This is a genomic window from Roseburia sp. AF15-21 (genome assembly GCF_003479505.1).
GTDB lineage: Bacteria > Bacillota > Clostridia > Lachnospirales > Lachnospiraceae > Roseburia_C > Roseburia_C amylophila.
In genome coordinates this window covers 226,291-240,031 of the sequence record NZ_QUHG01000003.1, presented here as the reverse complement: position 1 = coordinate 240,031, position 13,741 = coordinate 226,291, and the positions used below count along the sequence as shown (strand labels likewise).

Sequence of the window (13,741 nt, the reverse complement as noted above, 5' to 3'; positions counted from 1 at the left end):
TCCTTACCCCTGTTTTCTCTTTCTATCCCTGTGATACAGCCACAGACAATAACCTGTCAGCAATAATGCTCCAAGAATACTTACTACTACCCCCTGTTTCATATAAGGGATATGATAGACTGCCTTCACTTCATGATTTCCCGCCGCAAGCTTCACTGCCAGAAAACCATAATCTCCATTGATAATCTCTGTTTTCTTACCGTCAACATAAACTTCCCATCCATCCTGGTCCGGAATTGTAAGAAGCAGAAAGCCTTCCTTTTCATTCGAAATAGTTCCGATAAAATATTTTCCATCTGCTACAAATGAACCCAGTGTCACTTCTCCGGTTTCGGTATCATGCAGCACATCCTCTCCATCCGGTACGATTAAGGTATCCCTTAAAAGCAGCCTCCGTCCTGTCTCATCCATAGATTCGCATTCGCTCTTAGAAATCGTATTGGTATAGAAGGACGCAGCAGAATCAGCATACTTATTTCTGTAAATATAAACGCTGCCTGTTCTACCAACATATTCACACCAGGAATAATCCAATTCTCCCATAGATAAAATATATTTTAAGTTAATAAGGCTCATTGGATAGACTTCCGATTCATCCGAGTATTCAAAAATCCTCTGGGCATCGGAGACCTTTACTTTGGTATATAACATATTATAAAAATCTGCAAGATGCCGGTTAATGGTACTGTTATAATCTGTTACAGAAGAATAACCCATGACCTGGGAATCTCCATAGGTAGATACCGCTGCATATCCTTTATCCACACGGAAGAAGCCTTTATCCTGCTCTTTTAAATATTGCAGGGCATCTATCGTATCATTTGTCATGGTATGACCATCATATCCCATTGCTTCTGTCCAGGTATATGCTGTCCAACGGTTATTATTGGTCATATGGCTTTCCAGACAGGTGGATAACAGAATACATACCAAAAACAGACTCCCCGCAACCTTTTGAACCTGACGATTCTTCCAAAGTCCCACCGCAAGTAAAATAATTGCAAAAGCAACAAATAAGGTAAGAATTACTGCATCATATTTCTTCACTTCATCCGATGCCCGGTTATATGCTTCAATCACTACATACATGCTGGCTACCAATCCAAGTAGCAGCCCGGTGAAGCTGAACTCTTTTTTTATCATAAGTCTGTCCCACTCCACAGCAACCAGTAAAGCTGCTATCGGCATAAGCACAAAGGTATATCTCGTCTGTGCATAAGCAAATCCATTGAATGCAATAGCAACACCCGGATTAAAGATTAATAAAATTCCGACTAGAGTTATCAACACGCCATACCATATTTTCTTTACATCCTTACATCGCTTTATGCTCTGTACAAGAAGCTGTCCCAAAAAGAAATAGATAAATATCGTAAAGCACACATTTGGCATCTCATAATAATTAGTCCAGCCATCAATGCAGCTATAATCGTTGATATAATATAAGTTATTCGAAATCAGTCTGCCTGCTGTCTCTGCATTCTGTGCCATGGTATAGGACGAAAACAAACCGCCAAAGAATTTTGCCAGTGCCGATGCCTCCGAAACCAGTCTGGAAGAACTGGAGGTCAGATAGGATGCCGCCGGAAGCAGCGTCACTGCACCGGTCAGCACACCACATATAACACTTCCTAATATGCAGCAGCCTCTTTTGATGCACTCCTTCACATTCATTCCAAGATTTGGATTCAAGAGCCGCAGTATACAATAGATTGCCGCAAATACCAGTGCCATATACGTATTGTAATAACTGTAGATAATCGATGCTGCAACGGAAATTCCAAGCCCTGCCACATATCTTATCTTAAATTTCTGAATCAGCTTCTCTAAAAAAATCAATATCAAAAGAAGATAGATACAGATGGTTCCCAAAAGGTAATGCTGTCCCCAGAGCATCAAATATCCGTTAAAAGCATAGAGATACCCGCCGATACAAGCAGCTTTCTCACTTACCGGAAACAGCTTTAAGAAATAGCGGCACAGCAATGCTGAAATGATAATTTTTAAAATCTGCGCAATTACCAAAAGCCGTCTTACTTTTCCGATACCGAGTACCACGCCGCCTAATATCACAAACAGCCCAAAGGGATCAAGGGTCTGTGAAATATTATTGATAAAACTGGTTCCCAGTCCATAATCCCAATTCCAAATGGAAAATGTTCCTTCCGTAATTCTTCGCACACAGTTTAGATAATACGGATAATACTGCTGCATCGTATCTGCGCCCATATCCATATAGATAAAAAGCCGCTCTCCAAAAATAAAATCGTAGAATACATACAGTGCTGTAATTCCTACAAATCCAAGAAAGACAAAAACTGTCAGCCACTTGCGAAGCTTTTTATACTCTGCCGGAATCAACTCCATTCCATGCAGTAAAATACAAAGAAGCCACAGTGCTGCTCCCGCTTTTGCAATCTCCTTCTTATGCATTCTTGCAAACACACTGAAAGGATTGCGATAGCTTACATTTGTAAGATTATAATGTAACCCCGGCTGGGAAGAAATCTTAACCCGGATATACTTTGTTGTTTTCTTTATCTGAACCGGATTGTGCCCCAGTTCAAAGGTATACGGAGACGATTCTTCTGCAAAGGTCTCGTTTTCCGACTGCCAGATTTCTCCTAATATTCCCTCGCCCTCAATACGGCTCATCTCAAGATCAATTAACTTATCCGAATCCACCGGAATCACAAAATAAGTATCTTCTCCGGTCACATAACCATTTCCATCCTCCGATGGAATCAGGTCGTTGGCCCCGGCTAACACTTCATCCATATCCTGATACTGTGGAAAAATAGTGGTATATATCTTTAGATTGTCAAAACCTCTTGTTCCAACCGTTCCCACCAGAACCAGCCCTGTAAGAATCAGAACCAGTTCTGCAAGCAATACTGCTGCATTTTTTAACCATTTCTTCCTATCGACTTGAATCTGCATCTTCCTTCTCCTCATTCAGCATCTGGCGTACCACATAAAGGGGTCTTTGTTTTGACTGCATAAAGATATTTCCTACATAAATGCCTACCAGACCGACTACCATAATAATAATTCCTCCGATGAGACAGTTGGTTGCCACGATACTGGTCCAGCCTGCTGCCACATGTCCGGTAAAATAATAGATAATCAGTCCGATAATCACCAGTGCTGAAATGATGGACATCAGAAATCCAAAGCCCATGGTGAATTTCAAAAGTTTATCCGACTGGGAGGTTAAAATCTCTCCCGCCATCTTAAAACGTTTCTTCATGTTATAAGAGGATTTTCCCTCAAAACGCTGGTCGTGTTCCACATCAATTGCAGTCTGCTTAAATCCAAGCCATTTCACATAAATTACAAAGGCACGGTGCATCTCACGCATCTTACAGTAATTATCGATTACCACCCGTTTGCTGATACTGAAATTACAGATTGCCGGGTCATAATGTCCATCCGATGCAAAAGAATAAATCTTATAGAACATCTTTGAGACAAGCACTTTTAAGAAAGAATCTTTTCTATGAGCTCTTCTTGCAAAGACTACATCGTACCCTTCCTGTGCTTTGCGATAAAGATTCGGAATTTCCTCCGGTCTGTCCTGCAGATCGCAGTCCATTACGACAACCCAGTCTCCTTTGGAAGCATCCAGACCTGCAGTTATTGCCATAATCTGTCCGAAATTCCGGGATAATTCAATCCCCTTTACACGGCTGTCTTCTTTACATATTTCTTCGATTACTTCCCATGAATTCTGCGGGCAGGCATCATTTACCAGAATAATTTCAAAATCATCGGTAATCGTGCTGACTGATTCCACCAGACGTCTATGCAATTCATGCAGTGCTGCCCGGCATCCATAGACCGGAACTACAACTGATATATCCATTTTCATACCCTCCTATAGGTAAAACACGATAATACCAAGCAGTATCAGTGCATTTCCAAATACTTTACGCTTTGTAATCGGCTCTTTAAAAAAGAAAAAGCTTAAAATCATAATCAGAATATAACCCAATGATTCAATGACCGGGCCATTCTTATACTCAATGCCATGATAAGCTAAAATCGTCAGTACCGTTGTTCCAACCATCATCATGTATCCGATAATTACATAAGGATTCAGATATTCCTTAATCACGTTATCGTACTTCTTTGCTGCACTTTTCTTTAATAAGACCTGAGAAAAAGAGGCAACAATAACAGACGCTACAAGAAAAAGCCAGTATATCATCCTTCTATCCCTCCTTATTCACAATCATGGTGCCGGCAATTACCAGAAGGACACCAATAATATTCTGTACCGAAATATGTTCTCCAAAAATCAGTGCTGCCCAGATCATAGACCACAAAATCGCAATGCTCCGGTTTGCATATGCTACCGACAAATCAACCCTTTTGATAATCTGCTGCCAGAAAATGGCATACAATCCAAGGATGCAGATTTCTACTCCGTAACACAGGATAAATCCCATGGATAAAAACTCATATCCTGCTGCAAACTTTGCTGCCACACCGGATAATGTGTATATCATAATTACCAGCTGCAGTAAAATCAGCAGTAGCCACTTTTTCTTTCCTTCTACTTTACTCATCGTTCCAACCAATCCTTAATCTCTGCCTGATTTTTTCCAGCCAGAATGTAATAACCAAAACGGCTTCCACTGTCTACTACCTGATGTTCCCCTACCGGTTCCATTTCACTTACCATCTGAAGCAGTTCCGGACTTTTGCTCTTAATCTCTTCCAAAACATCCAGATCCTTCTTTGTAAACACAAAGCGGATTCCCGCACACATCGGCTCATGTTCCGGTGTCAGTTCCGGTTCCTGTCCCAAAGCAGTCTCAATTACCATGCGGACAAAGTCATATCCGGAAGATAAATATACCAGATGGGAGCCAATACAGTCGCCACCCATACGGGAACCGATTTCAATGATTCTTACATTGCCATCGGCATCCAGTTTAAATTCCGAATGGGAAGCACCATTTTCAATCTCAAGAGCAGTAAGTGCCTTCGGAATAAATTCCTTCACCCGGTTCATTTCGATTTCAGAAAGCTCCGGTGGCTCCATATGTCCGGTCTCAATAAAATGAGGATATCCTGTGGTATATTTCTTTGTCACCGCCAGCACATGATGTCTGCCCTGATAAGAAATACATTCACAGCTATATTCATTGCCTTCGATATATTCTTCAATAATTGCCTTCTTTTCAAAGGAATTACGCACTGCCTCTTCCACTGCCGGAGCAATCTCCTCAAGGCTCTCCACCCTCATAATACCGCGGCTTCCGGAACGGTCGGTCGGTTTTACAATCATTGGAAACTGCATATCTGCTACAGCCGCCGCATAATCATCCCCTTCGCATACACTGACAAAGCCCGGTGTAGGCACACCATGCTTCGAAAAAGCTTCCCGCATGGCAAATTTATTGGTAGATATATAGATACAGTTGTCAGAATTATGTGGTAATCCAAGCTGCTCTGCCAGATACTGCACGGTAATATTGGCAAGATCAGATGCTATTGTTGCAACTGCATCCGGCTGAATCCTCCGGCATTCTTCTAAGATTGCTTCCTTTTCCACAATGCTGATGGGATAAAAATAATCTGCTGTCCGTTCTCCGATAGAGCCATCTTTCCATGCAAATACATGTGTCTCATATCCCATCTCTTTCGCCTTTAAAATGAGCGGATTCTGAAAAGAATTCGCTCCTATAATTACAATTTTCTTCATATTGCCATCCTCCCGGCACTTAACTTTCCTTGCGGCGGCTTGCGATAAACTTATCCCATCTTCCGCTTTCTAATTCTTTTTTATAATCTTCCATTATTGCACGATAAGAAAGATACTCCGGCACGAAACCGAAATCTTCCTTCGCCTTTGTTATGTCAAACAAAAAGGATGGTGTATTATTTGGCTTATCCGGGCGATAGACAATCTTAGATCCCTTACCCGGTCCAAATACGTCAATAACGGTCTGCACCTGCTCCTCTAAAGTTAGTTCTGTACCGGATGTCATATTATAAAGACCATAGGTCTTATCACTGCGTAATGCCAGCACAAATGCTCTTGCAACATCCTTTACATAAATAATGTCTCTGGAAATCTGTGGGTCACCCCAGATTTCAATGTCTTTTCCGGCTTCTGCATTCTCAATAAAGGTCTGGATTCCGGTCTTATAATATTTACCATTCACATAAATCTCAGAATGAGGTCCTACTCCGTATACCGGTGGCAGGCGGAAAGATGCACACTGCATGCCATGCTGCTCATTATAATATTCCATCACATCATTGGCTGCATTTTTGGAAATCACATATACCGCATGGTCTCCGGTATACATAAAATCTCTCGGCTCTGTCTCTTTTAAGGCAACGCCTTTTTTCCATGCATTTCTTACATCTGCATAGCTGCTGGTGGAAATCACTTTCTTAATGCCATTCTTCCGGCAATACTCTAATACATTAACGGTTCCTTCCACATTAATGCGGATATAGTCTGCGGCATTCTCATCTGCACTGATATCCACCGGTGCATTTGCCGGAAGCAGACCTGCCAGTAAAATGACACCCTCTACACCTTCTGTCGGTAATTTATCAAAATCTTCTTTTTTCGAAATATCCAATGACACACAGGTAACGCCTTTTGCTTCCAGTTCCTGCTTCATGATTGCATTTCTTCCAGTTGCCAGCACCTCATAACCTTCTTCCAAGAAGCGGTCTACGGTATACATTCCAATAAATCCTGTTGCCCCAATAACAATAACCATTTACTCTGCCCTCTGTCCTCTTTCCTGTATTTTCATTTATCTCTCTTTGTAAAATGCATTAACCTTATCTATCACATAGTCTGCCTGTTCCAATGACAGATTATAATATAACGGCAGGCGGACCAGCCTCTCGCTTTCCCTCGTTGTATAACGGTCTTCTCCTGCAAACATACCATAGCGCCGACCTGCCGGTGCTGTATGTAATGGAATATAATGAAATACTGCCTGTACCCCCTGTTCCTTTAAATAACTGATTAAAGCTGTTCTTTCCTCTAAATCCCTTGCTTTCAGATAAAACATATGTGCATTATGTACGCAGCCCTCCGGTATCGTTGGGCGGATAATTTTACCCTCATCAGATAATTTTTCCAATCCATCCCAATAGCGGTTCCAGATAGACCGACGTTTTTCATTAATCTTATCCGCTGCTTCAAGCTGTGCATAAAGATATGCTGCATTCAATTCACTTGGCAGATAAGAAGAACCTGCTTCTACCCAGGTATACTTATCAATCTGTCCCCGGAAGAATTTGCTGCGGTTAGTTCCCTTCTCCCGGACAATCTCTGCATTTTCCACATTTTTCTCATCCCGGATTAAAAGTGCTCCGCCTTCTCCCATACTGTAATTCTTTGTCTCATGGAAACTGTAGCATCCGTAATCTCCCATGGTTCCAAGTGCTTTCCCCTTATAAGAAGCCATCACACCCTGGGCCGCATCCTCAATCACCAGAAGATTATATTTCTTTGCAATTGCAAGAATAGTATCCATTTCGCAGGATACCCCGGCATAATGTACCGGAACAATTGCTCTTGTCTTATCCGTAATTGCATGTTCAATCAGTTTTTCATCAATATTCATGGTATCCGGCCGGATATCTACAAATACCACCTTTGCCCCTCTCAACACAAAAGCATCTGCTGTTGATACAAAGGTATAAGCCGGCATAATTACTTCGTCTCCCGGCTTGATTTCTGACAGAATTGCCGCAAGCTCTGTTGCATGGGTACAGGATGTTGTCAGCAATGCCTTTTTTGTTCCTGTATGTTCTTCTAACCAGGCATTGCACTTCTTGGTATATTCCCCATCCCCACATATTTTCTTATTTTCTACCGCCTTACGGATATAGTCCATGCTTTTTTCCATATAAGGTGGTTCGTTGAAATTAATCATTTCCAAACCTCCATTATGTTTCATTGTATCTACTATCTTTTATTTTATCATTTTATTATTCCTTTAATGAAAAGTCTGCTTTATCCAGTGTTAAATTTGGATTATAGTACGGATCTCCATGTTCTAAAAGTTCTCCCCATCGTTCTCCAAATAAACCTATCTCCTGCTGGAATCTCGCCACCTTATCAGCGGAATCCTCCTGCCCTCTGGACTTTGATTCATAATGATAAAACTGTGCATATGGATTATATACTACAAGATAGCCCGCTTTTCTTACCTTCAGGCAAAAATCAATATCATTAAAGGCTACCTTAAATTCTTCATTTAAGCCCTCTACCTCATCAAATACACTTCGCCTTACCATCAGACAGGCTGCCGTTACTGCTGACAAATCCTGAACGCTTATAATTCTTGAAAAATATCCATTATCATCTCTGTCCTGTCCGATAAAGGCATGTCCTGCAACACCGCCAAATCCAATGATGACTCCGGCATGCTGGATGGTATTATCTTCAAATATTAACTTTGCTCCCACAATTCCCACGTCCGGACGCATGCATACATCCAGCATTTCTTTGATACTGTCCGGCTCAATCATTTCTGTATCATTATTCAGAAGCAGGACATATTCCCCATTCGCCTCTTTTGCACCAAAATTATTGATTCTTGAATAATTGAAATCTTCCTTGTAATATAAGACCCTGACATTATCCCTTTTCTCAATCTCTTTATAATAAGCGAAGGTCTCTTCTTCTGTACTGTTATTCTCTACAATGATAAATTCAAAATTCCGGTATGTGGATTTTTCTTCTATGGAATCCATACATTTTTTTAAATCCGCAACATGATCCTTATTTGGAATCAAAATAGATACTAACGGCTGCTCCTTCCAGAGATAATGGGTACGATACATCCCATAGAAGGGTCCCTGCTCCACTTCTGCCGGAATTCCGGTTCTGTCATAATGTGCTTTTACCGCTTTGCACCCATTCTCAAAGGCATATAACTTGCTTTCCGGATTCTCGGAGGTTGACTGTGCATGACACCGCCAATGATACAGCACCTTCGGAATATGCACGATATGCTCTGCCTTCTCGGTGCAGCGTAAAATAAAATCATGATCCTGTGCACCATCATAACAGCTTTCAAATAGCCCAGCCTGTTCCATCACATCTTTGCGAGCAACAAAGAGATGACAGATATAATTCATGGTACACAACAAATCAATATTATAATCGGATTTAAAATGTGGCTCAAAAAACTTCTTTCCACTCATATCCACTTTATCTTCGTCCGAATAAATCACATCTGTCTGTGGCTCCTTCTGTACCGCTTTTGCACACTGATACAGTGCTTCCGGAGAAAGTAAATCATCATGGTCTGTCAGCACAACAAAATCACCGTCTGCCATTTTCAATGCTTCATTGGTATTGCCGGCAATTCCCTCGTTGCTGTCTAAAAGGCAATATTTAATCCGCTTATCTTTTGCAATATATTCCCCGACAACAGGCTGAAGACTGTGCTCTCTGCCACTTCCATCTGCAAGGCAAAGCTCCCAATTCGCATAAGTCTGTGCCTGTACCGATTCTATCATTTCCCGCAGATATTTTTCTTTTGTCTGGTACAGCGGAACTGCAATGGAGAAACTTGGACCATTTTCAAATACTTCCTGTCTCTGTCGAGCCAGTTCTTCTTCCTTCACACCATATTTTTTCAGAAAATCCTCGTAATTTCCATAATCTCTCTGACCACTTAACTTCTGGCAGACCTTCTTTATAGTATTTTTCAGTCCATAATTCTTCCAGTAGCGCAAAGTCTTCTGAAAAATATTCGCGGTATCCTGACCGTTTTCTCCGTGTCTTATTTTATCTAATGCTGCAACATAAGTGCTTTCTCTTCCATCGGCACTTAATTCCAAAGTCAGCTTGCTGCCACCCTTATCCGGCACATATACCTCAAAGCCGCATTTTGCATCGGAAGAAAGCTCCGGGATTACATCTACTACATCCTTCCGGTATTTCCAGTGAACCTCTGTAGAGACTTCTGTTCCATCTACAATAACCTTGCATGCCGTCTCTTCTCCGGCAGCACTCCAGCCGGTCAGAATAAACTGATTCTCCTCAAAACGTTCCATTTCAAGATTGCTGTCCAGATGATGAACCAGCTTTTCAAACTGCTTTCTGTTAGCATGAAAAACTTCCGTTTCTTCCGTGCCAAGACAGCTGCATACCTTGAAGTCAGTCACAGCTTCTTCCGGCAGCTGCAGGCTTGCGGTAATTTCCTGTCCCACATTCATCCGATAGTGAAGATATCTTCTCCGCACCTCCGGTCCCTCTGTGCATACAATGGAAATCGGCATTTCTTTCTGATTCACATATACTTTCAGTGTTCTTTTCTCCGGATTATCCTCCGGAAAAAATCCACGAATTATCAATTGTTTTTTATCCTGTACATGCAGTCTGATACATTCTGCAACAAAGTCACGTTCTGCCATAGCTGCCTCCGTTCTTAAAAGAAATCATAGCTTTCTATATTGTACCAAAAATAAGCCGGATGGTCAAATAATGACCACCCGGCTTCTATGCCTTTTCTATTCTTTTAATACTTGTATAACTGATTCATATAATCATTTAAAATACTATAACCATATCCTTTTTCTGTAGCCCAGCCAAATCCAGATGGATTTTCTGATATACCAAGCCATTCGATGTATGGAGCTGTACCAGAGCGGTTTGCTGCAAACCAGGAACTGTAACGTTTATCTACAACTGGATTTGCAAAAGCTGGATTCTTTACTGCATACGCTTTCAGATGTTGCACATGTGCCCGGATTCCCTCTCTCACATTCTGATAGGAATCCCCGTTGGTACTTGCATCTGTTACACCCATTCCTGCGAAATTAAACTGTTCAATTTTTACCTGTCCGGTAAATTTTAAGAAACCGGTCTCCTTCATTGACTGTGTAAATGCCAGAGCCGGGTCAACGCCCTCTTTCGTTGCTTCATCATAATAAATCTGACAGAAAGTTCTTATATCCGGTGCATCTGTCGCTGCATAATAGGCTGGATAAGAAGCCTTTGCATTATAGTAATTTACCATCTGATTTACAGTTGTAGTTGACTTTGTTATTACAGAATGATATATCTGTGATTCTGCAATTCTGCCCTCTGCCTTACCATTCTGAATATAATGCATATAATACAGTTTCAAATCATTGCCAAATGCCTGCTGCAAATCCGTATAATTATTCTTATATACCTGAACGTTAAACTTCTTGCTTGCCTGACGTCCTTCTGACATTCCATTATTTACAAAATGTGCTAAAAGGTCAATGTCATCTCCCTTGAAAGCAGATTTCAAATCACTGTATTTGCTGTTGTAATAGCTGTAATCATATACTGCTGAATAATTTGTTCCATTGTAGGTTGTTACCGGATTCTGCAATGTTTTTACACCGGTTGCGATTCGTCCTTCTTTTTTGCCACTATTCATATAATGAACATAATAGCTTCTTAAATCTTTGCCAAATGCCAGTCTTAAATCCTGATACTGATTCCGGTAAGAGATTACATCAAAGCTGTCTTTACCCTGACGGCCTTCTGTCATACCACTGACTACGAAATGTGCCAAAAGTCCTACATCATCATTGGTATATATTTTCGCCAAATCCTTGTATTTTTTCAAATAGTAGCTGTAATTATATACCGCAGAGTAATCTACTCCCTGATATACCGTAACCGGATTCTGCAATTTACTTACTCCGGTTGCCTTTCTTCCTTCTGCTTTACCATTACTAATATAGTGCATATAATAGCTTTTTAAATTATTTCCAAATGCTATTCTCAAATCCTGGTATTGATTTCGATAAGAGGAAACATCAAAGCTATCTTTTGCCTGGCGTCCTTCACCCATTCCACAATTCACAAAATGAGCAAGTAAGCCTATATCATCATTCGTATATATCTTCGCCAAATCACTATACTTTTTCAGATAATAATTATAATCATATACGGCTGAATAATCTATTCCATTGTACGTCGTTATCGGATTTTGTAATGTATTTACACCTGTAGCTTTTCTTCCTTCTGCCTTTCCACTACTAATATAGTGCATATAATAACTCTTTAAATTATTTCCAAATGCTGCCCTCAGATCAGGGTACAGATTCTTATATGAATATACATCAAACTGGGAACTTCCCTGGCGTCCTTCTGCCATACCATACTGTATAAAATGCTGCAATAGCGCACTTTCATCACCGCCATATGCTGCCTTTAAATCAGGATAGCGGTCTGCATAATATGCAGCATCAAATACGGCTGAATAATCTGCCGGTGTCTCCTTCTTTAAGCCATAATACTGTGCAATTCCGGTTGCGTCTGCCACACCAAGTTTTTTTAATCCTTCATCATTGGAAAGGAAGTTAGCAGCATCTGAAGAATTAGACATAAAAGCATGCTCTACAATAATTCCAGGGATACCATATTCCTTACAGTGTCTGATTACTGCATAATAATCTGCTGCTGAACCATCCGGATATTTATCCTCATTTGCATTTCTTATCTGTGTCCCTCTATTATGTAAGCCAAGACTGGTCAACTGCTCTAAAATCTTAGATGCAGCCGAGCCACCTACCTGACTGGTCCATGGGTTATAATTCTGGTTTGGATACCAGATTTCTGCACCGGATGCACTGGATGCACTGGAATAATTATTATGTAGAGAGACAAAAAGATTTGCTCCCATATCTCTTGCTATATCAGCTCTCCGCTGGAGGCAGGATTTATTATTTCCCCCACCATTCGGGCAGGAGGCAGAATCTCTCGTCATATATACAGTCACACCATAGTATTCTTCCAGTTCCGCTTTACAATACTGTGCAATTTTCAGATTCAGCTGTGCTTCCACGAATCCATTTGCAGAACTTCCGCCATGGGTTCCATCGTGCCCCGGGTCTAAGACAACAACCACATTTCCATTATAACGTGCTGTGCTTATTCCGGATTCTGCCGTTTCTGCTTTCTGGGTTGTAATGGCATCTGCAATCGAATCTTCTGATGTCTGATTGCCATTTTCATCAAAGCTTACTACATCCATATCTACATCTGTGGTCGCTTCATCTACTACTTCTGCATCCGGATTGGTCTCTACTTCTGTATTGACACCAAACCTAACATCCATTCCTGCATCAGATAAACAAATCTGATATTCCTGACCATCTTTCTCATAAATGATAGCATCCAGTGCATATTCACCGGTACGGCTCTCATCTGCAAAAGTCTCTGAAAATCTGAGACCGTTTCCATCTGTCTCTGTAGCAGCCATCTCATAAGCTGCTCCATCAGATACTCTATGATACAGTAATCTGCCACCGCTAATAGCTAAATCTTCATTTCCAATATTGGCAACTACATTCTGTGTACCGCCAACTGCTATGTACGCATTATCTAATACCAGATAATTCAGTAAATCTTCTGCTGCCAATACATCTGCTGTCACTGCATCTTGTGCGTCCGCACTCTGTGTTTCTATTTCTGACTTTCCGGCAGTTTCTGTTCCATCAGTCGTTTCTTCTGTAGCGGTTGTTCCTTCTACTGTCTCTGTCGTTTCCTGTTCAGTGTCTGTAACACTCTCCTGTCCGGTAAGGGCTGTGTCTACTACTGTTTCCTCATTGCTCTGCTCTTCTGGCGTTACAGTATCCTGTGTTTCCTGCGTTTGTGCTGCATACAAATATTCTGTAGGCAGGCTGGTAAGAATTGTTACTGCTGCCAGCAAAAGGGCTGCTTTTCTGCTCCATTTCTTTTTCATTTTGTCTTTGCTCC

Annotated in this window: 9 protein-coding genes; all 9 read right to left on the bottom strand. The window is 41.1% G+C overall.

Annotated elements, in window-relative coordinates:
* Positions 1–3: 3 nt before the first annotated feature.
* The 9 genes from DWW33_RS06320 to DWW33_RS06280 all read right to left on the bottom strand — a co-directional run bounded on the left by DWW33_RS06320 (position 4) and on the right by DWW33_RS06280 (position 13,727).
* Complete coding sequence (locus DWW33_RS06320) at positions 4–2,940, bottom strand: YfhO family protein (RefSeq protein WP_158577461.1); 2,937 nt, start codon at positions 2,938–2,940, stop codon at positions 4–6.
* Positions 2,921–3,865: a glycosyltransferase family 2 protein gene (locus DWW33_RS06315; protein ID WP_117840474.1), complete on the bottom strand. Its 945-nt coding sequence runs from the start codon at positions 3,863–3,865 to the stop codon at positions 2,921–2,923. The genes DWW33_RS06320 and DWW33_RS06315 overlap by 20 nt, the downstream gene beginning before the upstream one ends.
* A 12-nt stretch (positions 3,866–3,877) precedes the next feature.
* Positions 3,878–4,210, bottom strand: a complete 333-nt coding sequence (locus DWW33_RS06310) for an EamA family transporter (protein ID WP_117840472.1) — start codon at positions 4,208–4,210, stop codon at positions 3,878–3,880.
* A gap of 4 nt (positions 4,211–4,214) precedes the next feature.
* Complete coding sequence (locus tag DWW33_RS06305; protein WP_022244461.1) at positions 4,215–4,571, bottom strand: hypothetical protein; 357 nt, start codon at positions 4,569–4,571, stop codon at positions 4,215–4,217.
* Entirely contained in the window at positions 4,568–5,713 is a 1,146-nt protein-coding gene (locus DWW33_RS06300; protein WP_117840470.1) for an ATP-grasp domain-containing protein, read from the bottom strand. The genes DWW33_RS06305 and DWW33_RS06300 overlap by 4 nt, the downstream gene beginning before the upstream one ends.
* Before the next feature lie 19 nt (positions 5,714–5,732).
* On the bottom strand, positions 5,733–6,749 hold the full coding sequence (locus DWW33_RS06295; RefSeq protein WP_117840468.1) for an NAD-dependent epimerase/dehydratase family protein: 1,017 nt from the start codon (positions 6,747–6,749) through the stop codon (positions 5,733–5,735).
* 36 nt (positions 6,750–6,785) lie between these two features.
* Positions 6,786–7,919, bottom strand: coding sequence for a dTDP-4-amino-4,6-dideoxygalactose transaminase (rffA, locus tag DWW33_RS06290; protein ID WP_118639090.1), 1,134 nt, complete (start codon positions 7,917–7,919; stop codon positions 6,786–6,788).
* Positions 7,920–7,974: 55 nt separating this feature from the next.
* Positions 7,975–10,413, bottom strand: coding sequence for a glycosyltransferase family 2 protein (locus DWW33_RS06285; RefSeq protein ID WP_243088560.1), 2,439 nt, complete (start codon positions 10,411–10,413; stop codon positions 7,975–7,977).
* Positions 10,414–10,517: 104 nt separating this feature from the next.
* Complete coding sequence (locus DWW33_RS06280; RefSeq protein WP_118639089.1) at positions 10,518–13,727, bottom strand: N-acetylmuramoyl-L-alanine amidase family protein; 3,210 nt, start codon at positions 13,725–13,727, stop codon at positions 10,518–10,520.
* Positions 13,728–13,741 lie beyond the last annotated feature (14 nt).

Bases quoted from the DNA above. Each gene is read 5' to 3' on its own strand.
- DWW33_RS06320 (WP_158577461.1), bottom strand. From the start codon at position 2,940: ATGCAGATTCAAGTCGATAGGAAGAAATGGTTAAAAAATGCAGCAGTA.
- DWW33_RS06295 (WP_117840468.1), bottom strand. From the start codon at position 6,749: ATGGTTATTGTTATTGGGGCAACAGGATTTATTGGAATGTATACCGTA.
- DWW33_RS06300 (WP_117840470.1), bottom strand. From the start codon at position 5,713: ATGAAGAAAATTGTAATTATAGGAGCGAATTCTTTTCAGAATCCGCTC.
- DWW33_RS06315 (WP_117840474.1), bottom strand. From the start codon at position 3,865: ATGGATATATCAGTTGTAGTTCCGGTCTATGGATGCCGGGCAGCACTG.
- DWW33_RS06280 (WP_118639089.1), bottom strand. From the start codon at position 13,727: ATGAAAAAGAAATGGAGCAGAAAAGCAGCCCTTTTGCTGGCAGCAGTA.
- DWW33_RS06285 (WP_243088560.1), bottom strand. From the start codon at position 10,413: ATGGCAGAACGTGACTTTGTTGCAGAATGTATCAGACTGCATGTACAG.
- DWW33_RS06310 (WP_117840472.1), bottom strand. From the start codon at position 4,210: ATGATATACTGGCTTTTTCTTGTAGCGTCTGTTATTGTTGCCTCTTTT.
- DWW33_RS06305 (WP_022244461.1), bottom strand. From the start codon at position 4,571: ATGAGTAAAGTAGAAGGAAAGAAAAAGTGGCTACTGCTGATTTTACTG.
- rffA (WP_118639090.1), bottom strand. From the start codon at position 7,919: ATGATTAATTTCAACGAACCACCTTATATGGAAAAAAGCATGGACTAT.